Annotated in this window: 19 protein-coding genes and 1 pseudogene; 9 read left to right on the top strand and 11 right to left on the bottom strand. The window is 32.1% G+C overall.

Going from position 1 to position 22,811, the window contains the following annotated elements; all coding sequences use genetic code 11:
* Positions 1-58: 58 nt before the first annotated feature.
* On the bottom strand, positions 59-2,134 hold the full coding sequence (locus JG554_RS04480) for an SdrH family protein (protein ID WP_070039267.1): 2,076 nt from the start codon (positions 2,132-2,134) through the stop codon (positions 59-61).
* Between the two features lie 193 nt (positions 2,135-2,327).
* Between JG554_RS04480 and JG554_RS04475 the strand changes: the two genes are divergently transcribed.
* From JG554_RS04475 to agrA, 6 genes and pseudogenes are all read left to right on the top strand, one after another.
* Positions 2,328-2,957, top strand: coding sequence for a nitroreductase family protein (locus JG554_RS04475; protein ID WP_046208001.1), 630 nt, complete (start codon positions 2,328-2,330; stop codon positions 2,955-2,957).
* Positions 2,958-3,184: 227 nt separating this feature from the next.
* Entirely contained in the window at positions 3,185-3,970 is a 786-nt protein-coding gene (locus tag JG554_RS04470; protein WP_064209760.1) for a carbon-nitrogen family hydrolase, read from the top strand.
* A gap of 738 nt (positions 3,971-4,708) precedes the next feature.
* Positions 4,709-5,278 carry an accessory gene regulator AgrB gene (locus tag JG554_RS04465; RefSeq protein WP_046208003.1) on the top strand — a complete coding sequence of 190 codons (570 nt, stop codon included), beginning with the start codon at positions 4,709-4,711 and terminating at the stop codon, positions 5,276-5,278.
* Between the two features lie 2 nt (positions 5,279-5,280).
* A complete protein-coding gene (gene agrD / locus JG554_RS04460) occupies positions 5,281-5,418 on the top strand; it encodes a cyclic lactone autoinducer peptide AgrD (protein ID WP_046208004.1) in 138 nt (45 codons plus the stop codon).
* A 30-nt stretch (positions 5,419-5,448) separates the two neighbouring features.
* Positions 5,449-6,743, top strand: a pseudogene (agrC, locus tag JG554_RS04455) (quorum-sensing sensor histidine kinase AgrC).
* Between the two features lie 12 nt (positions 6,744-6,755).
* Entirely contained in the window at positions 6,756-7,472 is a 717-nt protein-coding gene (gene agrA, locus JG554_RS04450) for a quorum-sensing response regulator AgrA (protein ID WP_046208006.1), read from the top strand.
* A 168-nt stretch (positions 7,473-7,640) separates the two neighbouring features.
* On the opposite strand, the gene JG554_RS04445 is transcribed toward agrA, so the two are convergent.
* The 5 genes from JG554_RS04445 to JG554_RS04425 all read right to left on the bottom strand — a co-directional run bounded on the left by JG554_RS04445 (position 7,641) and on the right by JG554_RS04425 (position 13,065).
* Entirely contained in the window at positions 7,641-8,606 is a 966-nt protein-coding gene (locus JG554_RS04445; RefSeq protein WP_070039265.1) for a carbohydrate kinase family protein, read from the bottom strand.
* Complete coding sequence (locus tag JG554_RS04440; protein ID WP_070039261.1) at positions 8,607-10,088, bottom strand: sucrose-6-phosphate hydrolase; 1,482 nt, start codon at positions 10,086-10,088, stop codon at positions 8,607-8,609.
* An 813-nt stretch (positions 10,089-10,901) separates the two neighbouring features.
* The gene (locus JG554_RS04435) at positions 10,902-11,126 is read right to left on the bottom strand and encodes a sulfurtransferase TusA family protein (RefSeq protein ID WP_019469551.1); all 225 of its coding nucleotides are present in this window, start codon (positions 11,124-11,126) and stop codon (positions 10,902-10,904) included.
* A gap of 26 nt (positions 11,127-11,152) precedes the next feature.
* On the bottom strand, positions 11,153-12,238 hold the full coding sequence (locus tag JG554_RS04430) for a YeeE/YedE family protein (RefSeq protein WP_064209766.1): 1,086 nt from the start codon (positions 12,236-12,238) through the stop codon (positions 11,153-11,155).
* A 185-nt stretch (positions 12,239-12,423) separates the two neighbouring features.
* A complete protein-coding gene (locus tag JG554_RS04425) occupies positions 12,424-13,065 on the bottom strand; it encodes a redox-sensing transcriptional repressor Rex (RefSeq protein WP_046206525.1) in 642 nt (213 codons plus the stop codon).
* Between the two features lie 147 nt (positions 13,066-13,212).
* Between JG554_RS04425 and JG554_RS04420 the strand changes: the two genes are divergently transcribed.
* Complete coding sequence (locus tag JG554_RS04420) at positions 13,213-15,141, top strand: ABC transporter ATP-binding protein (RefSeq protein ID WP_070039259.1); 1,929 nt, start codon at positions 13,213-13,215, stop codon at positions 15,139-15,141.
* Positions 15,142-15,486: 345 nt separating this feature from the next.
* Positions 15,487-17,088, top strand: coding sequence for a MutS-related protein (locus JG554_RS04415; RefSeq protein WP_070039256.1), 1,602 nt, complete (start codon positions 15,487-15,489; stop codon positions 17,086-17,088).
* Between the two features lie 102 nt (positions 17,089-17,190).
* Here JG554_RS04415 and JG554_RS04410 read toward each other — a convergent pair whose 3' ends face one another.
* The 5 genes from JG554_RS04410 to tsaE all read right to left on the bottom strand — a co-directional run bounded on the left by JG554_RS04410 (position 17,191) and on the right by tsaE (position 20,503).
* Entirely contained in the window at positions 17,191-17,613 is a 423-nt protein-coding gene (locus JG554_RS04410; RefSeq protein WP_064209770.1) for a VOC family protein, read from the bottom strand.
* Between the two features lie 327 nt (positions 17,614-17,940).
* Positions 17,941-18,969: a tRNA (adenosine(37)-N6)-threonylcarbamoyltransferase complex transferase subunit TsaD gene (tsaD, locus tag JG554_RS04405; RefSeq protein WP_046206528.1), complete on the bottom strand. Its 1,029-nt coding sequence runs from the start codon at positions 18,967-18,969 to the stop codon at positions 17,941-17,943.
* A complete protein-coding gene (gene rimI, locus JG554_RS04400) occupies positions 18,962-19,426 on the bottom strand; it encodes a ribosomal protein S18-alanine N-acetyltransferase (RefSeq protein ID WP_070039254.1) in 465 nt (154 codons plus the stop codon). The genes tsaD and rimI overlap by 8 nt, the downstream gene beginning before the upstream one ends.
* Positions 19,399-20,061: a tRNA (adenosine(37)-N6)-threonylcarbamoyltransferase complex dimerization subunit type 1 TsaB gene (gene tsaB, locus JG554_RS04395; protein ID WP_046206530.1), complete on the bottom strand. Its 663-nt coding sequence runs from the start codon at positions 20,059-20,061 to the stop codon at positions 19,399-19,401. The genes rimI and tsaB overlap by 28 nt, the downstream gene beginning before the upstream one ends.
* Positions 20,042-20,503, bottom strand: coding sequence for a tRNA (adenosine(37)-N6)-threonylcarbamoyltransferase complex ATPase subunit type 1 TsaE (gene tsaE, locus JG554_RS04390; protein WP_070039252.1), 462 nt, complete (start codon positions 20,501-20,503; stop codon positions 20,042-20,044). Before tsaE ends, tsaB begins: the two co-directional genes overlap by 20 nt.
* A 612-nt stretch (positions 20,504-21,115) precedes the next feature.
* Here tsaE and ilvD point away from each other — a divergent pair.
* Positions 21,116-22,804: a dihydroxy-acid dehydratase gene (gene ilvD / locus JG554_RS04385; protein ID WP_070039249.1), complete on the top strand. Its 1,689-nt coding sequence runs from the start codon at positions 21,116-21,118 to the stop codon at positions 22,802-22,804.
* The last annotated feature ends 7 nt before the right edge of the window (positions 22,805-22,811 follow it).

Raw genomic sequence — 22,811 nt, 5'->3', positions numbered from 1 at the left:
TCTCAAAATAAAGGGTTAATCCATCTTATGAAATGGATTAACCCTTTTTATATTTTAGTTATTCATTATTTTTGTTTTTACGATGAACAAAGTAACCAACTACGACACCTACAAAGATAATAAAAATAGCTGTTATTAAAGCAAATAATATACGTTCAAATTTTATATCAATAGTATTTTTTGAATCTTTATCCGCAGTTTCAGTCATTTCTTCATCGCCACTAGAATGATACTCATATTTACCTGTAGCACTTTCCGTTTTTGGATTTTTCAAATCTGGCATAGAGCCAATTTCACCTGTAATCAAAGCTAAAACTTGATTATCTAAATTTTTATAATAATCCTGCGATTTTAATGGGTTAAAATACTGAAATTTAAAATAATTCGTTCCTTTCTGTAACTCATTTAAAAAAGCATTATCATCAAATCGTTGTGGTCTTAATATGGATAAAATTTCTCTATTAGAAATTTTTTCTTCACCATTGTTTAATTGTTTTACTTGGTTTACAACAAAAGGATTATATTTAAATGAACCGGTAGACATTTGGTTAAATCTATTTAAAATTTGACGGTCACTTTTTGTATGCGTCGACGCTTGATTTGTATCTTCTTTAACTGCTAAATCTCCATAATTAAAATCACTTTGATATTTATTTGATTGTGCATTTTCACTTGATCCTTTTAAGTTCGGACGCGCAGAATATGATGGTTTGATTGGTTTTGTTAGTTGATACGCATCTCCATTACCACTCTCATGATTTCCATTACTTGGTGTATTGGGATAATGAGAGTTTGACGGTGGTGTCAAATTAGGTCGGTCAGGCTTTGTCGGTGTTCCTGTACCTCCATTTGAACCGGTTGTATTTCCATCACTGGGTTTGTCTGGTTGAGGTGATGAACCTCCACCTTCATTTGGTCGGTCAGGCTTTGTCGGTGTTCCTGTACCTCCATTTGAACCGGTTGTATTTCCATCGTTGGGTTTGTCTGGTTTTGGCGATGAACCTCCACCTTCATTTGGTCGGTCAGGCTTTGTCGGTGTTCCTGTACCTCCATTTGAACCAGATGTATTTCCATCACTGGGTTTGTCTGGTTTTGGCGATGAACCTCCACCTTCATTTGGTCGGTCAGGCTTTGTCGATGTTCCTGTACCTCCATTTGAACCGGATGTATTTCCATCACTGGGTTTGTCTGGTTTTGGCGATGAACCTCCACCTTCATTTGGTCGGTCAGGCTTTGTCGATGTTCCTGTACCTCCATTTGAACCGGATGTATTTCCATCACTGGATTTGTCTGGTTTTGGCGATGAACCTCCACCTTCATTTGTATCAGACGTGTCTCCTTCACTTGGTTCATCTGGTTTTGAAGATGTATCTTCATCTTTATCAGGTTGGTCAGGTTTTGATGTTTCTCCTGTATCACCACCTTCATTTGTATCAGACGTGTCTCCTTCACTTGGTTCATCTGGTTTTGAAGATGTATCTTCATCTTTATCAGGTTGGTCAGGTTTTGATGTTTCTCCTGTATCACCGTCTTCATTTGTATCAGACGTGTCCCCTTCACTTGGTTCATCTGGTTTTGAAGGTGATTCTTCATCTTTATTGGGTTTGTCTGGTTTTGATGTTTCTCCTGTATCACCGTCTCCATTTGTATCAGAAGTGTCTCCTTCGCTTGGTTCATCTGGTTTTGAAGATGTATCTTCATCTTTATCAGGTTGGTCAGGTTTTGGCGTCTCTTCTGTACCACCCTCTTCATTTGTATCAGATATGTCTCCTTCACTTGGATTGTCGGGTTGAATGTGTGTATCACTTCCATCATTGTTAGAAGCATTATCATTCAATGAATCATAGTTTTCATCTGATTTTAAATTATCATCTGTCAATTCATTTTTTATTATATTATTATTTTCAACGTTAGAGACAGAATTTTCTTTATCGTCTACATTATAAAGGTTGGAAATTGAAGGTGCAAAATATGAACGTCCCATTTCATCAGTTTCAGCAAATTTATTCTTTGTGCCAGTCGATGTGTTATTATTTTGATCTTCAACAGCTTGAATTGGTTTAGATATTAAAGCGGCACTTATTGCAAAAGCGAAGCTAGAGATTAATACTTTATTCATTTTATACCCTTTCATTTTCTCACCTCCATATTAGTAATCCTTGTATTCATTATAATTATATTAGAAAGCTCACTTTTTTTCATTAAATAGATGGTTATTGAAAGGAAAAAGTAATAAATCTGAAATTTTTTGTAAAAACCCTATTTACAAACTCAGGTATAATTATTATACTAGATATATATTTTGAATTAATAAAGGAGCTACTATAATGGGAATTTTCTCTAAAAAATCAAAAGATTTAGATGCATTTCAAAATGCAATCGAAACAAGACGTACAATTTATAGTTTAGATAAAGAAATTTCAATTTCTGATAAAGAAGTTGAAAATATAATTGAACATGCAGTTAAACATGTACCATCTTCATTTAACTCTCAATCTACACGTATTGTTTTATTATTAAATGATAACCATGATAAATTTTGGGAAATTACAAAAGAAGCACTGAAAAATACAATGGGACCTGATCGCGATTTTCAACCGACTGCTGATAAAATTGATAATTTTAAACATTCATATGGAACAATTTTATATTTTGAAGACGAAGAAGTCATCGAAGGATTACAAAATCAAATGCCTAATTACGCAGAAAACTTTGCAATTTGGTCTAATCAGACAAACGCAATGCATCAATTCGCTATTTGGACAGCACTAAGCACTGAAGGTATTGGGGCTTCATTACAGCATTATAACCCACTTGTAGATGTAGCTGTTTCTGAAGCTTTTGATATTCCAAAAACTTGGAAACTGATGGCACAAATGCCTTTCGGTAATATTCGTGAAGCAGCTAATGAAAAAGAATTTAATGATATAAGCAAACGATTCCTTATAAAAAAATAAAAGATTAAATATATGGAATGACATGTTATTATACATCCACCTTCAAAAACGTGGACAAAATGCATTCCTTTTCTATCAATATTAGTATGATTGCCAAAATATGAGGCTTAGACTTCTGTGTCTTCGCCTCTTTTTTCATATCTAGATATAATACAATTTATCATATTTTGAATTTTCTAAATATATTTAGTATATTTAGTCTAATACTAATTTAAGGGGTGAAATTGATGAATATAGAAATCTTTCAACTTAAAATTGAACCAGCAAATGTTTCTTTTAATGAAGCAACCATTAAAAATTGGTTCTCTAATTATGTGACGACTGACACAGATGTTGTTGTATTGCCAGAAATGTGGAACAACGGATATGCCTTACCCCAATTGAACAAACTAGCAGATCAACAATTATCACGAAGTTTTGAGTTCATTTCAAAATTAGCTATTCAGTATCAAGTAGATATTGTAGCAGGCTCTGTATCTAATATCATGAAAGAAAGTGTATATAACACTGCCTTTGCAGTATCTAAGCAAGGCTATTTAATCAATAGTTACGATAAGGTACATCTTGTACCAATGTTAGATGAACCACTCTTTATGAGCCCAGGCAATGCTGTTCCTGAACCATTTTCACTTTCTAACGGTGTAAAAATTGCTCAAATTATTTGTTATGACTTGCGTTTCCCTGAGATACTACGTTATCCAGCACGTAAAGGAGCAGAAATCGCATTTTATGTAGCACAGTGGCCAAGTGTTAGATTAGACCATTGGATAGCTTTATTAAAAGCACGTGCGATAGAAAATGATATGTTTGTTGTCGGTTGTAATACCTGTGGTGACGATGGTAAAACTGAGTATGCTGGTAACTCAATAATTATTAATCCAAATGGTGAAATTATAGATCAACTCAATGATAAAGAAGGAAGATTAAATTGTTCGTTAAATTTAGATGAGGTTTCTAAACAACGTGAAGCAATACCCGTATTTAAAAATTTGAGACCTCATCTTTATAAATAAAACATAAAAAAACCGTGAGCTTGGGAGGGACTCACGGTTTTTTGTAACTTATTATTAAGGGAATGTTTTATACAGTTATTTCTCTATCTATTTTTGGGGATGTTATTAATTATGAAAAAAATTAGTGAATTTACCGATTAAAATGATAAATTGAATGATGTTTCCGATAGCTTACATGTTTAAATTTTAAATTGTCTCTGTTATAGACAATGTTAAAATAGATTTGATTTGAGACTGGGAAAGGTCTACAAATACAAATTTAAGGGATTTGCTTAACGTATTAAGCGAGTTGTGTACTAATTTAGTACTATTTCACGAAACCACTAGCTATTACTGAAAAGGTTCTTGTCACAACATCAGCCTCCTCTTATCCGTATTCAAAGAAATGAAACCGACAACTAAACTTGTAACTCCAATAACTATACGAAGATACAGTCACAATTTAGTAAAGTCAATTAGACTCCTGCTCAAAAGCCTAACTAACAACATCATTTAAACGGCTAAGTCTAAATAATTTTATCACTTCTTTGTGATACAAGTTTATTAAACCATGAATTTTTGAAATTGCGTTTAATAATTCCTAACTCGTTATATTTCATACTTATTTGTTAAGAATTATATGTTAAAATTAAAAAGATAAGAAATACAAACAGTTAGGAATACAAAACATACACTTAAGCAATGAGACGCCTAAAATATAATTAAAATTGTATAATACGGGTGAGGAGAGAATAGCCAATGGTAAAATTAATTGACAATAAAATAGATAGACTTGCTAAACAACTTCAAATACGAAACAATCTAGATAATATAGAGTATTTGAAAATGCGTTTAGGCATGCAAGTTGTAGTAAGTAACTTTTTTAAAGCAATTGTAATTTATGGCATTTCAATCCTTTGCAACCTATTTTTATACACACTAACTGTACACTTATCATTTTTTTTAATCAGACATTTTGCACATGGTGCACATGCTAGAAGTTCTCTATTATGTTATTTAGAAAGTCTTTTTTACTTTGTTTTACTTCCTTGGATAGTCGGGTATATGAAAGTACCGTCTGAAATAATGTATACCTTGTCTTTAATAGGTTTAGTTTTAATCATAATTTTCTCACCATCTGCAACTAAAAAGCAACCTATTCCACAACGACTTAGAAAAGGAAAAAAAATTAAAGCTATCGCCGTAACATTATTATTATTAATTATTTCTGTATTTTTAGATGAACCATACCAACAACTAATGTTGCTTGGTATTACCATCATTGCAATTTTACAAATTCCAATATTTTTCCCTAAGGAGGATTATTAATTATGAATATTTTCGAATCAATTTTAACTATTTTTGCTAAGTTCTTTACTTTCATTGGTACAATCTCAAGTGTAAAACCTTGTACTGGATTTGTTGATGAACCTGAAATTCCTAAAGAATTAACAGATTTATACAAATAAAATAATAGTTACTTAGAAAGTGTGTATAACATGGCGGTTTTATTTTTATTGATTTTATCATTATTACAAGCAATTATTTTGTTCTATACTTTGAGCCTTATAAGTGGTATTCATTTTATAAAGAAGGATTATATTTCTATTATTGGAATTATAATCCTTTCTGCTATTTTATTTTTTATAATTGATTCACAAGCAGTACTATTTTTATTCGTTGCTACATTAATATTTATGTATTATAAAAACAAATTTCTTGGTATTGTTACTACAATGATTTGTTTTTTTATTTTATATATGGCCAACTTTACAAGTTTGTGGTTAAGTAGTTTGATTGTAGATGTAATAGTTATCAAATATAATTTTTCAATATTTTATGCAATTACTTTCACTATGTTTTCATTAATTTACGCATACATAGCTAGGTTTTTTATAAAACGACTCTCTTTTCAGATTTATCTTTGAATAAATTATATTTAATATTAGTTAGTTTATTTCTACTTATTATCTTAGGGTTGATATATTTTTACTTACCAAATCAAAATGTTTCATTTGGTGATGCTAAATTTATTTCAATCATGTATGCTGTGGTTATCATTACTACGGCTATTTTAATCATTACTATTTCCTTCAGCATTATACGTCAAATCCAATATAAACGTAATATTAAAGAAATAGAAAATTATTATAAATATACGTTACAAATTGAAAAGATTAATAATGAGATGCGTAAGTTTCGGCATGATTATGTTAATATCCTTTCTACATTATCTGATTATATTCGAGAAAATGATATGGAAGGTTTACGCAAATATTTCAATGAAGAAATCATACCAATGCAAGATAATATGCAAATGAAAACACTTAAAATTAATGGTATTGAAAATTTAAAAGTCCGTGAAATTAAAGGTTTAATCACAACTAAAATATTACAAGCTCAAGAAAAAAATATAAGATTAAGTATTGAAGTTCCAGAGCCAATTGAAAAAATTGATATGCCTATTATCAATTTGAGTAGAATTATTGGTATTTTATTAGACAATGCTATAGAAGCTTCAGAAAAAATAGAGGATGATCCTCTAATTCGCATTGCTTTTATCAAAAATGAAGACGATTCAGTTATGTTTATCATCATGAACAAATGTAAGCCTGATATGCCTAGAGTACATACCTTGTTCCAAGAAAATTACTCAACAAAAGGAAAAAATCGTGGTTTAGGATTATCTAACTTAAAAGAAATAACCGATGCAACTTCCAATGTTTTATTAGATACAACTATAGACAATAACTACTTTATTCAAAAAGTAGAAATACTAAATTCTAATTCATAAGGATGTGTAAATATGAAAATATTCATTTGTGAAGATGATGTAAGACAACGTGAAAATATAGTTTCTATTATCAATAATTACATCATGATAGAAGAAAAACCAATGGAAATTGAAGTAGCTACGTCAGATCCTTATGAGGTATTGGAACGTGCAAAGGAACTTAAAGATATTGGTTGTTATTTTCTTGATATACAATTAGAGGCCGATATTAACGGTATTAAATTAGCAAGTGAGATTAGAAAATATGATCCTGTGAGCAATATCATATTTGTCACAAGTCATAGTGAGCTTACTTATTTAACCTTTGTATATAAAGTTGCTGCTATGGATTTCATCTTCAAAGATGATCCTGACGAATTAAAATCCAGAGTGATTGATTGCCTCGAAACTTCAGAAACTCGATTGAAATTACTTTCAAAAGAAAGCACGGTTGAAACAATCGAACTTAAACGCGGCAGCAATTCTATTTATGTACAATACGATGATGTCATGTTCTTTGAATCATCTTCGAATTCGCATCGTTTGATTGCTCATTTGGACAATAGGCAAATTGAATTTTATGGTAATTTAAAAGAAATTGATAATTTAGACGAGCGTTTTTTCAGATGTCATAATAGTTTTGTTGTCAATAGACACAATATTGAATCCATTGATTCTAAGTCACGTATTGTTTATTTCAAAAATAATGAACACTGCTATGCTTCTGTACGTAATGTTAAAAAAATTTAATACATAAACTAAAAGGCTGAGACTACAAAAATGTCTCAGCCTTTTAACATCACTCTTCAATTTATTGTGTGAAACTCATATATGCGTTTAGCTTAAATCAACCTTCAACACCCATTCAACCTTAATCACCTTAACTTGAGAGAATTATTGCAGTCCTTCCCTTTCTTGTTAATAATCAAGTAACACTTGAACTTCATCTAAAGTAGGTATACTCTCAATAGCGCCATATTTTGTAGTAACTTTTGCAGCAACGATGTTACTAAATTGAAGCATAGTTCCACCTTCTCGTTTTAATGCTTCTATCGGATTGATAATATCAGATGCTGCTAATCTATTAATTAATGCACCTACAAAAGCATCACCGGCACCAGTCGTATCTATTGCTTTCACTTTATAACCACCATGACTAAGCACGGTACCATCTTTGAAATGAATTTCAGCACCTTCTTTACCCTTAGTGTATATAACAGCTTCTACACTACCTTGGAATAACCAAGCGATTGCTTCTTTTTCATCTTTTTTTCCAGTGACGAATGACAATTCTTCGTCTGAAATTTTAAGTATATGTGCTGATGGCAAGAATTCACGAATTGCATTTTTACATTCCGCTTCACTTGGCCATAATGGCAACCGTACGTTAGGATCAAATATAATCGTACCATTTGCTGATTTCACTTTATTTATTAACGATTTATGCGCTTGTTTCATTGGACTATCTACGAGATCAACAGAACAAAAATGTAACATATCATTTTCTGTTACAGTTATTGCATCTATATTGCTAGGTTGATATAACATATCTGCTGATGGTTTACGATAAAATGAAAAATCTCGTTCTCCTTCTTTGGTTAAACTTACAAATGCTAAAGCTGTGTTCGCTTCATCTGTTCGTCGGATATAGTTTGTAGACACACCAATATTACTTATTGTTTCTACAATTAAATCACCAAAAGCATCGTTTCCTAACTGAGTGATCATAGCTGCTTGACCACCTAATTTTGTGGTTGTACAAGCAACGTTACAAGGTGCGCCGCCTACTTGTCTTGTAAACCCTTCTACGTCTTTTAATTTTGAATCTTTTTGATTAGGAATAAAATCGATAAGTGCTTCGCCGATTGCAAGTAAACGTTTCATTTATTGTCCACCCTTTATATCATATTTTGTGAAATTGAGAAAGGCTTGCCCAGATTCAGTAGAAGCTTTAAATCCTATCGCATCATCATCTGTAAAAATTCTTGAAGTCATTACACGCTCACCATCATTACAAAATAATTCAATGCTAGATGTATCAACGAACATTTGTAATTGTGATAAAGGTGTATCCAAATAAGTGCTACGTGTTTTACCTTCTACTGGTTCTGGTAATGCGCCACTTTCACTACGATCTAATGTAATTTTTTTATTTTTTGTATTATAAGCGATGCGCAAAGATTGTGATTTTGAGGCTCTTATTTCAAAATATATTTCAGTAGCTTCGTTTTCCAAGATATCAATAATCAATTCAAATTGTTTACCTTCATATGGTTTTAAGAATCGCGTAAATTTATTAGCGTAACCTAATGCTGTTTCTTTATTCGTTCTTAATTGTTGAAGTGCTTTAATAGGACGTTGTTTTAAATTGCCTTGTTCAATTGTCAAAATACGCGGAATTGTTAAACAATGCGCCCAACCATCTGAATCTGTAGGATAGGTCACTTCTGGTAAGCCCATCCAACCAATGAGTATTCTGTCGCCAAATTCATCTGTAAAAGTTTGAGGCGCATAAAAATCAAAACCATAATCTAATTCATGAAAATCACCATGATTCATAACAAGGTGATCTATGTCGTATTGCCCCATAATATAACCAGATTGGTAAATATTCCTGAATTTTTCACCCTCCGGTTCAATACCTTGTGGACAAAATAACAGTAAATCGAAGCCATCTAAATTAAAATAATCTGGGCATTCCCACATAAAACCAAACGCCTCAAGCTTTGTTTTTATTTCTCCTTGAAATGTCCAGTTCACAATGTCTGTTGATTGGTATTGAAGTATTCTTCCATATCCTTCTTCATTTTGTGCAGCAATGACTGCATAGTAAATTCCATCTTTAACAAACACTTTAGGATCTCTAAAATGTTGTGTATATCCTGACGGCGGTGCTGCTATTACTGCTTTTGGAAATTTTTGAACCTCGCCATTATCGAGTACTTTAGCTATATGTTGTGTCGACTTTCTATTCCAATTTTCATCTCTATGATTTCCTGTATACATATAATACAAGTTATTGTGATATGTAAATGCGCTGCCGCTATAAACACCATGACTATCATCTTTTGTATCCGGTTTTAGTGAAATCCCTTGATCTTCAAAATTTATTAAATCTTTACTTTTATATGTATACCAATATTTCAAACCATGGACTGCTCCTAAAGGAAACCACTGGTGTGAGATGTAGTATTCTCCTTTATAATAAATTAGACCGTTAGGATCATTTAAGAGTCCTGTTTTCGGCTGAATATGAAATAATTGTCTATATTTAGATTGATTCACAAGCTCAGTTAATTCATCCATTACTTCTTGATCAATATCTTCGTAACGCTGATAACGTTCATCTCTTGTCCATTCACTCACTTTATTTCCTCCTATTATTAACTACTACTTTCCGGATATTGTCCATCTCAATTCAACTCAGCATAACATTTATGCATCATTTGTTTTTATTTCATTCCTATTTAATTAGATTTGTCTTTTTATCGATTCAAAGCGCTATGGCTTCTCTTCTTCAATATCATTACACCTTGTATGATGTTTAATCAATATATGATTCCTATGTCTAAGACCACATCAGATCAACAATGCTTAACATAAGTTCTGTTTCATCAACATTCATCCCTATAAATAGTTTCTAACTTAATATTAATATTAGTATAGCTTTATTAAATGCCTTAATTTAACTTTTCGCACATTATTTTGACATCATAAATATTCATATAGACTGTAATTGAAATGATATTCTATCATCTGACAGACAATTCGCTTTGATATGTAAATCATTTTTACTATCTCTTCCAATCAATCTACTTGGCACTGTAAACATCCTCTATTTTATCATATTGTAATCCCTTTAAATACTATTAAAAATCAAAGTCAACTTGCTTTATAAACACTTTTAACAATTGACAACTTTATGAATAACACTTTCAAAAAATCATCAATATACTTTGTTAGTTTTAAGAAAATTTATAAATAGTTCAACTCGGACTAACCTCGTTTAACCTTACAACGCGTGTAACTAAATGAGAAATTTTTATAGAACTAAATAAAGTCCGAAACATAAAATATGTCTCGGACTTTTTTTCTGTAGTCAGCCTTTAACGAAGTGAAATCACTTCATATAGCATTGTGTTTTATCTTATTCAGATATCCAAATTTAGTTTTATATCACTAAGCTTTCTGAACAGTGATTGTCCAAGAAGCATCATCAAGTTGTTCATAATTAGTAACTGGGTAACCTTCTTCAGCTGCCCAATTTGGAATTGCTTCAGTTGCTTGGGTACAATCAAAATCAATTTTTAATTCGTCCCCGTTCTCTAAAGTAGTCATTTTCTTCTGTGCTTCAATCAAAGGAAAAGGACAAACCATACCTACTGTACCTAATTCATATACCATAATGAAATCCTCCTAAAAAATAAAATTTACGTCGTCTGTGTTTGTGTAGAAACTTTTTGCGTTGTAGATTTTTGAGCTTTTTTCATTGGTTTGATAAATATGAAGTAACTCATAAACCAAGCACCTAATATCATTGATGCAAGCGCGATCCAACCTTTCCAAGACATTGTAGCTGTTTCAACTAAACCATTTCCGATAGAGCAACCGCCTGCTACTGATGCACCAAATCCCATACATACGCCACCAATAACACTATTGCGGATTGTTTTTTTATCTGGTAATCTCCACTTAAATTCTCTAGCACCTTTTGCTGCAATATAAGAACCAGCAAAGATACCTAAAACAAGAAAGACACCCCAATCTAATAGTTGGACATCACCAGTTACAAAGAATTGAACAATGTTTGCAGATGGTGTTGTAATGCCTAAACCGTACATTCTACCAGTAGATTCACTCACTGGCCAAGCCAATAATGCAATGAGTCCAACTGCAATAGCTGCAACAAATGGATGGTATTTTTTTTCAAATAAATAATAGCGAATTCCTGTAAATTTTTGTTTTAACTTTGGTACGGCAAATTTGGGTTTTGGTTTGCGTAGTGTTTTTACAACAAATATGAGCGTTATCATTGTTAATAAAGTGACCCAAATCCATGTCGGAATACCTGTAGTTTGAGCCATACTTGTATTTACATTAGTAGGTTTATTGATACCGTCCATTAAAGGTAATAATAAACCAAATTTAGTAGCAGCTGATGTAAATGCATATGCAATAAGTGCTATCCAACTACCAATTAATCCTTCTCCTGCTCTATACCATGTGCCAGTTGCACAACCGCCTGCTAATATAATGCCAATACCAAAAATAAATGAGCCAATAACCGTACCTATGATTGGATATGTGGACTCTGGTATTTGCACTAACCCTGTTGAAGTTAAAACGAGTAGTCCGATACTTTGAACGGATATTGCTATTAATAAGGCATAAAACATTTTATTACTTTTTTGGATATACATATCCCTAAATCCACCAGCAAGACAAAACCGTGTACGTTGCATGACAAACCCCAAAAGCCCGCCTACGATTAAGCCACTGATTACTAACCACGTCATAACATTACCTCTTTTCCGATGAAATCAATATGAATTATCATATTAGATTTACAGTGAAATTTCAACCTTTCTGTTTTAAGTCTTATGAAAAGATGTGCTATGAAAACTTGCTAGTAAAAAAACTTTGCATAGACAACTAAACATCAAAAATGTTTGCATCTATACAAAGTTAATATTAAAAATTATTATTTATTACTGTAATTTTTCATAAAGAAAAGTAAAGATTGTAGTTCAATCCCTAAATCAATATGATGAACTTGAACATCTGATGGCGTATAAACACGTGTTGGTGTAAAATTTAAAATCCCTTTAATGCCAGCTCCAACTAATGTATCTGCAACTTGTTGTGCTGCATTTTCAGGCGTTGTTAATATCACGACATCAATTTGCTCTTGCTTTAAGACATCGGTGATTTTCGAAAATGGACTTACAACCACATTGCCTATTTGTGTTCCTATCACATCATCTCGTATATCGAACGCCTCTGTAATAGTCATTTCATCATGAATAGAAAAATTATATGTTAGTAATGCTTTACCTAGGTTCCCTACACCTACGATGGCTATTTTAATTTCATCATTTTCACTTATTTCATTTTTAAAAAAATGTAACAAGCTATCAATATTATAACCATACCCTTTTTTGCCTAATTCACCAAAATAAGAAAAATCACGACGAATTGTTGCAGAATCAATGTTCAAACCTTCACTAATTGTTTTAGAATTAACTCTGTCTATCCCTTTAGATTTCAAAGTATTGACGAATCTATAATATAACGGTAACCGTTTTAACGTGGCACGAGGAATCTTTTCGCTTTGGTTAGCCAAGATCTTGTCCTCCTATACTATAATGTCTAATTAATCTTATAATTACTACAACATTATACATTAATACATTATAAAAATAAACACTGGTAGTTTTAACAACACGCAGAATACGGTAGAATGATAATGAATAGAGAGGTGCAAAATCGGATGATATTATTACAATTAAATGACATTACTAAATCATTCGACGGAGAAGATATTTTTAACAATGTAGATTTTGAAGTGAAAACTGGTGAACGTATTGGTATCGTAGGACGTAACGGTGCTGGTAAATCTACATTAATGAAAATTATTGCTGGCGTCGAAGGTTATGATAGTGGACATGTTTCAAAAAGTAAAAATTTAAAACTTGGTTATTTAACACAACAAATGACACTCAACACAAACCAAACTGTGATTGAAGAAATGTCTAAACCTTTTGAAAATATGAAAAAGCTAGAAGCTGAAATGAAAAAAGAAACAGATTGGTTAGCACAACATGCAAATGCATATGATACAGACGAATATAAAAGTCATATCGATCGTTATGAATATTTATCCAATGAATTCGAACAACAGGATGGATATCAATATGAAAGTAAAATAAAAACCGTGCTCCATGGACTGAATTTTACTGAAGCGGATTTCAATCGCCCTATTAATGATTTTAGTGGTGGTCAAAAAACTAGGCTTTCATTAGCCCAAATGTTATTAAGTGAACCTGATTTATTATTACTTGATGAACCTACTAACCATTTGGATATGGAAACAACACAATGGTTAGAAAGTTATTTAAACTATTTTAAAGGTGCTATTGTTATCATTAGCCATGACAGATATTTTTTAGATAAAATAGTCAATCAAATCTATGATGTAGCCCTTGGCGATGTGCAACATTATATAGGTAATTATAAACAATTTATTGAAAAAAGAGATAAGTATTATGAAAAACGCATGCAAGAATATGAACGTCAACAAGATGAGATTAAACGCTTAGAAACTTTTGTTGAGAAAAATATAGCAAGGGCTTCAACTACTGGTATGGCAAAAAGCCGTAGAAAAATGCTTGAAAAAATGGAAAGAATCAATAAACCAATGATTGATGCCAAAAGTGCTAATATCCAATTTGACTTTGATAGAAATACAGGAAATGATGTTTTCCATATCAAAGATTTAGATATTGGATATGAGCAGCCAGTTACCAAAGGTATCAATATTGAAGTGACTAAAGGAGACCATATCGCCATTATTGGGCCTAACGGTATCGGAAAATCGACTTTAATCAAAACAATTGCAGGTATTCAACCGAAATTGAACGGAGAAATCACTACTGGTGCAAATTTAAAAATCGGTTACTATGATCAAAAACAAGCTGAATTCAAATCTAGTAAAACAATACTAGATTATCTGTGGGACCAATACCCTTCAATGAATGAAAAAGATATTCGCGCAGTACTCGGCCGATTTTTATTTGTACAAGAAGATGTTAAAAAAATCATTAATGACCTTTCTGGTGGTGAAAAAGCTAGATTGCAATTAGCTTTATTAATGCTTGAGCGTAACAATGTACTTATCTTAGATGAACCTACAAATCATCTCGATATAGATTCAAAAGAAATGTTAGAGCAAGCATTGGATCATTTTGAAGGTACGATTTTATTTGTTTCTCACGATCGTTATTTTATAAATCAACTTGCAAACAAAGTTTATGATTTGGACATTCATGGTGGCACAATGTATTTAGGAAATTATCAATATTTTATTGAGAAAAAAGAAGAAAATGAAGCAATTCAAGCTAAAAAGGAAAATGAAACTTCACATCAAACAAAACCAATAGAATCACAAAATGATCATTATACCGATCAAAAACTTCAAAAACGTGAACAACGCCAAATTGAAAGACAAATTGATGAATGCGAAACTAAAATAGATAACTTTGAAACTAAAATCAATGAAATCAATGAAATGCTAACTCTGCCAGATATATACAGTGATCCAGAGGAAGCAAAGCGTTTAGCTAACGAGAAAGAAAATAGCGAACAAGCATTAGAACAAGTTATGTCAGAATGGGCAGAATTACAAGAAAAGTTAATTTAAAGCATATTTGAACTAAAAGTACGAAAATGAAAAATTCATTTTTCGTACTTTTTTATTAACTTTTTACACATTAACTATTCACAACTTTAACCCTATCATCAAAGCTATCCACAGAGTTATCCTAGTTATACACAGGTAAAATGTTACTTTTTCGCCAATGAATATTCAGAAAACAATGTATGTCCACACATTTGCCCACGACTTATCAACAAGTTATACACTAATTGTTGATAAGTACGCACGTTCTCTATTGACATCTATAAATATTTAACTTAAATAGCGATTTGTATATCAATTTATTTCATGACATAATAAAGCATATTAATCTAGTATGAGGTGAAACTTATGTTTCCTATTCTTTGGTTCCTAATCGCTTTAATAATTGGAACAACTCTTTTATTTATTATCACAACAATCATTGCCAATAAAAAGTTAATACATGATATCAAACCTTTATGGTCCTTAAGAAAGCCTTTAGAATCTTTTGTACGACCAAATCACAGGTATAGTTATCAATTCGATACATATAAACACCAGTTTGATGAAACAAATCTGATAGATGATAAAACTTACGCAGACTTGAATTTAAAAGCCCTTTTCGACAGCATGAACTTTAATTTTACTGCTATTGGTGAGATGCGTTTATATGCAACTTTAAGGAAAATGTTTACCATTCATAATCAGATGTTAATTCAAAAATTTAAAAATGACGAACTTTTTCGACTAAAGATATCGACCCACCTTGCTAAAATCGGTAAAGCAATTTATCCAACGTTCCCTGATCAACTAACCACAGTGAAACGCAATCATCTGTATATGTTGACTACATATTTACCGTTAGTCTTTTTACTGTTTGCATTTTTAAAACCTGAAATCGGTATTCTTTTAACTATACTTGTTGCTATATTTAATATGATTTTAAGTGGCGTACTCAAAAGGACATTTGATCAAGACTTAAATTCATTATTTTATACATCAAATGTTATTAAAAAGGCTTATGCAATTCACAAAATAGATGGTGCCCCTACCATTGATGTTGACTTTAGTCATTTTAAAGTTGCTCGTAGGCTAAGTGGTCTATTGGGAAGAGTAAATACAGCAGAAGATTCTATGGTATTTGCATTCTTATTAAAAGCAATATTTATGTTGGACTACCATATCTTCCATCTAATACAACATAGCTTTAAAAAATATGAAGCTGAAGTTATGGCGTGTTATGAATATATAGGAAGTATAGACAATCACTATGCAATAGCATTGTGGAGAGAAACATTAACACAATATGCATTGCCTCAAGCAAGTAATGATGATTCAGTAGAATTTGAAGCACTTACACACCCACTGCTTGTCGATGCTATTTCTAATGATTTAGTAATTAATAGTCATATATTATTAACTGGTTCGAACGCGTCAGGCAAGTCAACATTTATGAAAGCAATCGCCTTAAATCTTTTACTCGCTCAAACGATAAATACAGTTACAGCAAAGTACTTTAAATATAAACCTGGCTTAATTTTCACCTCCATGGTGAACCAAGATGATATCTTGTCTGGCGATAGTTATTTTATGACAGAAATCAAATCTATTAAACGATTGTTTGATTTAAAAACAGAGGATAAAATTTATTGCTTCATTGATGAAATATTTAAAGGGACTAATACAACAGAACGAATTGCCGCTTCTGAATCCGTGTTAAATTATTTAGGCAATAGCCAAAATTACGAAATCATAGCTGCGACCCATGATATTGAATTAGCTACATTATTAGAAAATCAGTACAAAAACTTTCACTTTAACGAAACCATTTATGAAAATGAGATTGCTTTTGATTTTAAAATTAAACCTGGCAAAGCAGATACAAGAAATGCAATTGAATTATTAAGAATCTTAAAATTTCCTAATCAAGTATATACACGTGCTAAAACATCCTCCAATCAATTCCTTTAAGTCTTAGACCAAATCATTTAACTACAAATGCGCTAATAAATACAGAAAAGGAACAATGAAGTTTATATTCGCTTCATTGTTCCTTTATTTGCTTTAACTATTTTATTCAGCATTAATCATCCAAGTAATACCGAAAGGATCATTAAACATGCCATATAATTCTGACCACTCCGTTTTACCTAACGGCATTGCCTCTTCACAACCAGCTGCTATTGCATTGTTAAAGAAATCGATGGCTAGTTGTTTATCCGCTTCATTACTGTGATCAAATGTAAATGTTACAATTGCACCACTATTATCGATTTTTTTATTTTTCCATGTGTCACTACAATAAAATGTTTCACCTAAAACTTTAAATGAAGCATTCATTGTAAAGTTTTTGTCTACTTGGAATTCTTCTGGCATATCTTTAAACATTTCATGGTCACCACCAATACGTTGAATATCTGTGGCACCTAAATTTTTTTCATAAAAGTCTAATGCTGCTAAACTATTTTCAAAATTAAAATACTGAACTGATTTCATTGATAAGCCGCCTCCTGATAATGTAATTCTAAATTTACATTATTCTATATAGTATGACTACACATTAAAATATATACCCCTTTTTTAATATTTAAACATTTGAACTTAATAATATTTATAATGTACATATTTTTTTATTTAACGAAATACATAGCATTAAACTTTTAAAAAGAAGTAGAAACATCAAACATTGATTTAATATTCCTACTTCCTAATTTCATATATAATTAATCTAAGCTATATCCATTTTTATAGAGATAATATCATATTAAGTTAATATTACACTAAATGAAGTGATTACATTTTTAAATGTTCATCCTATCAAGTTTAATTGTTTATTGAAAATTGCTCTATATCCATATCATTAAATCCATTTAATGACATGTCACCAACAAATCCAGCTTGATATAAATAATGTGCTGCAGCACCAATCATAGCAGCATTATCTGTACAAAGTTTTGGGCTCGGTATTCGCAAATTAATCTCATGTTGCTTACAGGATTTATCAAGCGCTGCTCTTAAACCTTTATTACTGGCGACACCACCCGCAATAATTAACTGTTTCACATCATATGCCTCACAAGCTGACACTGCTTTGCCAACTAAAACTTCGACAACACTATTTTGAAAACTCGTTGCTACATCTTCAGGTTTTATTTCAACTCCTTTTTGTCGTAAATTATGCAATTTATTTATGACTGCACTTTTTAATCCACTAAAACTAAAATCGTAACTATTAGCCTCTAACCAAACTCTCGGGAAATTATAGCTATCTTGACCTTTTGCAGCTAATCGATCAACTTGTGGCCCACCTGGATAGCCTAAACCAATCGTTCTCGCTACTTTATCATAGGCTTCGCCAACAGCATCATCTCTAGTTTCTCCTATGACTTCAAAATTCAAATGATCTTTCATGTATACTAGTTCAGTATGCCCACCTGACACGATTAATGCTATTAAAGGAAATTGTAATGGTTGTTCTAAATGATTCGCATAAATATGTCCTGCAATATGATGTACAGGTATCAATGGTTTATTGTAAGCAAAAGCTAACGCCTTAGCTGCATTAATGCCTACTAACAATGCACCTATGAGTCCAGGACCCTGAGTTACCGCTACTGCATCTATATCTTCCATGGATACATTTGCTTCATATAATGCTTGATCAATTGTCGTTGTAATACCTTCAACGTGGTGCCGGCTAGCGACCTCAGGTACCACACCTCCAAATCGCTTATGACTTTCAATTTGACTCAATACAATATTACTTAAAATTTCTGTGCCTTGCTTAATAATGCTTACACTTGTTTCGTCACAACTTGACTCAACTGCTAAAATCAATGTTTGATTACTCATTTAAATTCACCCACATCACTATTGCATCCTCACCTTCACCATAATAGTTCTTACGTTTGCCTCCGAATTGGAATCCCAAATTTGTATACACATGTTGTGCTACCACATTATCTATACGAACCTCTAAACTCATAATTTCACATTTGGTTTGTACATAATTCATCGCGTATTTTAATAATAATTGTCCTAATCCATAGCCTCTATATGATTCATCTATCGCAACTGTTGTAATCTGCGCTTGATCTATCACTATCCAAATGCCAATATAACCAATAATCACATTATTAAACTCAATTATAAAATAATGTGCAAACTCATTCTGTTCTATTTCATGATAAAAAGCATCGATTGTCCAACTACTGTCGTTAAAACTATTTCTTTCAATATCAAATACTTGAGGTACATCCTTCAAAGTCATCAAGCGTATATTTAGTTCTTTTTCTGTTGGTTTAACCAATTTCTTTCGGCCTCTGACAATTTAATATAATTGGGTTTAAATTGATGTATATCTTCAGTAGTTTCAACTAAATGCTTCATATATTTTGCTTTTGGTATATTAGGTATGCAATCACTATCTAATAAATCTTTTACTTTTTCAGTGTCTATGCCAACAAATACATATGGTTTTCCCATTCTATGTAATAAGTTGAGAAGTTCTTGTATTGGTAAATATTGATCTTCTTCTACTTGGAGCAATTGGTTTCCATTATATCGATAAACTCCAGTGTATACTGCTTCTCTACGTGCATCAAATATCGGCACCAAAAGTCGTTCATCGTCTTGAACAGTTGCAGCTAACGCTTTTAGCGAAGAAACACCATATAGTTCAGCATTCAATGCATAGGCCAAAGTTTTAGCAACCGTTACGCCAATTCTAAGTCCAGTATAAGAGCCAGGTCCTTGCGCGACAATAATCGCATTTATTTCTTCTTTTGCAATTCCACTCTCATGAAACAACTGTTGAATCGCCGGCATTAACTGAGTAGAATGATTTTGCTTCACGTTAGTATTGATTTCACCTAGTACTACATTATTTTGCATAACTGCAACAGACAACGGTTGATTAGATGTATCAATCAACAGATAAATCATGTTCAACGGCCTCCTTTAACGTTTTGTAATGTTGACCTACTGCTTTCATTTCTATATTTCTTGTCGTTTCATTTATGGTTTTAATATCTATAGTTAGGTGATTATTTGGTAAAAATGATTCGATAAATTCACTCCACTCAATCAATGTGACAGCTTGATCTTCAAAATATTCATCAAATCCCAAATCTTCTTCACTATCTTCTAATCTATAGCAATCCATATGATGTAACTTAAATGCGTTTCCTTGATAAGATTTAATGATGTTAAACGTTGGAGAATTTATATTGCGTTTTACGCCCATAGCTTTACCAATAAATTGCGTTAATGTTGTCTTACCAGCACCTAAATCACCATTTAATAAAATAATATCCCCTGCTGATAAATGTTTCGCTAACAATTTTGCAAAATGTTCCATACTTTCTAAATCATTTATTTTAATCATATGTCTCTCCTTTTTAACGACACTTCCAAATCAATTGGATTAGTGTCGCATATGCTTGTGCATCGCTCAAGTATTTCTATTTACTTCCAAATCAATAATGATGGATAAAAAATGTTTTAAATTCACTAACATTAAAAGTGACTACTTTCTTATTGATTTTTATCAGCACTAAATGATCATCTATTACTTTAATACTTTATTATCATTAAATTAACTACTATAGTTTAACAAATTTTTTCTTATTTTACTTCAAACTAAAACAAGTTCCAACATTTTGAAATTATTTGAATTGATAGAAAATTTAAAAAAATCATTGACAGCACAAGTTCAATATAGTAAATTTAATTTATCGAATTTTTAGACAATTCAATTTAACACATTAACAGATAAACCATTCTAACGGAAAGGAGCATAATAAGATGACCAAATATACAATGCAATACCAACCAACAACTTCAAATATTTTAGTCATTTTATTATGCTATTAGGACTGGAACTTTAGTAAAGAATCTACTAAATGTTTAAGTCCTATTTCTAGTTGAATGGGACTTGAAAGCGTCCCAATTATTTATTGGGACGCTTTTTTATTTTCAAATTTATGGGGGAATTAATATGAGAAGCGATATGATCAAAAAAGGAGATCATCAAGCTCCAGCAAGAAGCCTTTTGCATGCAACAGGTGCTTTAGAAAAACCAACAGATATGAATAAGCCTTTCGTAGCTATATGTAATTCATATATCGACATTGTACCAGGACACGTTCACCTAAGAGAATTAGCTGACATTGCTAAAGAAGCAATTCGAGAAGCAGGTGCCATCCCCTTTGAATTTGACACAATCGGTGTAGATGATGGTATTGCAATGGGACATATTGGAATGAGATATTCACTGCCATCTAGAGAAATTATTGCCGATGCTGCAGAAACAGTTATCAATGCACACTGGTTTGATGGTGTCTTTTACATACCGAACTGTGACAAGATTACACCTGGCATGTTACTAGCAGCTGTAAGAACCAATGTTCCAGCTATTTTCTGTTCAGGTGGACCTATGAAAGCAGGTTTATCATCACAAGGTAAAGCATTAACACTTTCTTCAATGTTTGAAGCAGTTGGAGCATTTAAAGATGGTTCAATTTCAAAAGATGAGTTTTTAGATATGGAACAAAATGCTTGCCCTACTTGTGGTTCATGTTCTGGTATGTTTACAGCAAATTCAATGAATTGTTTAATGGAGGTCTTAGGCTTAGCTCTCCCATATAACGGTACAGCCCTAGCAGTAAGTGACCAACGTAGAGAAATGATTAGAGAAGCAGCATTTAAACTTGTTGATAATATCAAAAATGACATTAAACCAAGAGATATTGTTACTAAAGAAGCAATTGATGACGCATTTGCTTTAGACATGGCTATGGGGGGATCTACCAATACAGTACTACACACATTAGCGATTGCAAATGAAGCTGGCATTGATTATGACTTATCAAGAATAAATGAAATTGCGAAAAAAACGCCTTATTTGTCAAAAATAGCACCAAGTTCTTCCTATTCTATGCATGATGTACATGAAGCTGGTGGCGTTCCAGCTATCATTAACGAATTATTTAAAAAAGAAGGTACACTTCATCCAGACAGAATTACAGCCACAGGTAAAACACTTCGTGAAAATAACGAACACAAAGAGATATTAAATAGTGATGTAATCAGATACCTTGATAATCCATACGATAAACAAGGTGGCCTTTCAATCCTTTATGGTAATTTAGCTCCTAAAGGTGCGGTCATCAAAGTCGGTGGTGTTGATCCTTCAATTAAAGTCTTTAAAGGAAAAGCAATTTGTTTTGATTCACATGATGAAGCAGTTGAAGCAATTGACAATCACGTAGTACGTGAAGGTCATGTGGTTGTAATTAGGTATGAAGGCCCTAAAGGTGGACCAGGAATGCCGGAAATGTTGGCCCCTACATCATCTATTGTAGGAAGAGGGTTAGGTAAAGACGTTGCATTAATCACTGATGGTAGATTTTCCGGAGCAACACGAGGTATTGCTGTTGGTCATATTTCACCAGAAGCTGCGGCGGGTGGACCTATCGCTTTAATTGAAAACAACGACGATATCACAATTGATTTAACAAACAGAACATTAAATGTAGAAGTTACAGACGAAGTATTAGAATCTAGAAAGCAAAACTTGAAACCATTTAAAGCAAAAGTGAAAACAGGTTATCTTGCACGCTATACAGCATTAGTAACGAGTGCTAATACTGGTGGTATTATGCAAGTACCTGAAGATCTCATTTAAGGAGTGA

This window comes from Staphylococcus sp. 11-B-312 (assembly GCF_016743055.1).
Taxonomy (GTDB): Bacteria; Bacillota; Bacilli; order Staphylococcales; family Staphylococcaceae; genus Staphylococcus; species Staphylococcus ureilyticus.
Note: the sequence above shows the minus strand (reverse complement) of the source record. Positions and strands in the feature narration are given on the sequence as shown.

Coding starts and splice junctions, on each gene's coding strand:
- JG554_RS04480 (WP_070039267.1), bottom strand. CDS start 2,134: ATGAAAGGGTATAAAATGAATAAAGTATTAATCTCTAGCTTCGCTTTT.
- JG554_RS04475 (WP_046208001.1), top strand. CDS start 2,328: ATGGGAATTTTCTCTAAAAAATCAAAAGATTTAGATGCATTTCAAAAT.
- JG554_RS04470 (WP_064209760.1), top strand. CDS start 3,185: ATGAATATAGAAATCTTTCAACTTAAAATTGAACCAGCAAATGTTTCT.
- JG554_RS04465 (WP_046208003.1), top strand. CDS start 4,709: ATGGTAAAATTAATTGACAATAAAATAGATAGACTTGCTAAACAACTT.
- agrD (WP_046208004.1), top strand. CDS start 5,281: ATGAATATTTTCGAATCAATTTTAACTATTTTTGCTAAGTTCTTTACT.
- agrA (WP_046208006.1), top strand. CDS start 6,756: ATGAAAATATTCATTTGTGAAGATGATGTAAGACAACGTGAAAATATA.
- JG554_RS04445 (WP_070039265.1), bottom strand. CDS start 8,606: ATGAAACGTTTACTTGCAATCGGCGAAGCACTTATCGATTTTATTCCT.
- JG554_RS04435 (WP_019469551.1), bottom strand. CDS start 11,126: ATGGTATATGAATTAGGTACAGTAGGTATGGTTTGTCCTTTTCCTTTG.
- JG554_RS04430 (WP_064209766.1), bottom strand. CDS start 12,238: ATGACGTGGTTAGTAATCAGTGGCTTAATCGTAGGCGGGCTTTTGGGG.
- JG554_RS04420 (WP_070039259.1), top strand. CDS start 13,213: ATGATATTATTACAATTAAATGACATTACTAAATCATTCGACGGAGAA.
- JG554_RS04415 (WP_070039256.1), top strand. CDS start 15,487: ATGTTTCCTATTCTTTGGTTCCTAATCGCTTTAATAATTGGAACAACT.
- JG554_RS04410 (WP_064209770.1), bottom strand. CDS start 17,613: ATGAAATCAGTTCAGTATTTTAATTTTGAAAATAGTTTAGCAGCATTA.
- tsaD (WP_046206528.1), bottom strand. CDS start 18,969: ATGAGTAATCAAACATTGATTTTAGCAGTTGAGTCAAGTTGTGACGAA.
- tsaB (WP_046206530.1), bottom strand. CDS start 20,061: ATGATTTATCTGTTGATTGATACATCTAATCAACCGTTGTCTGTTGCA.
- tsaE (WP_070039252.1), bottom strand. CDS start 20,503: ATGATTAAAATAAATGATTTAGAAAGTATGGAACATTTTGCAAAATTG.
- ilvD (WP_070039249.1), top strand. CDS start 21,116: ATGAGAAGCGATATGATCAAAAAAGGAGATCATCAAGCTCCAGCAAGA.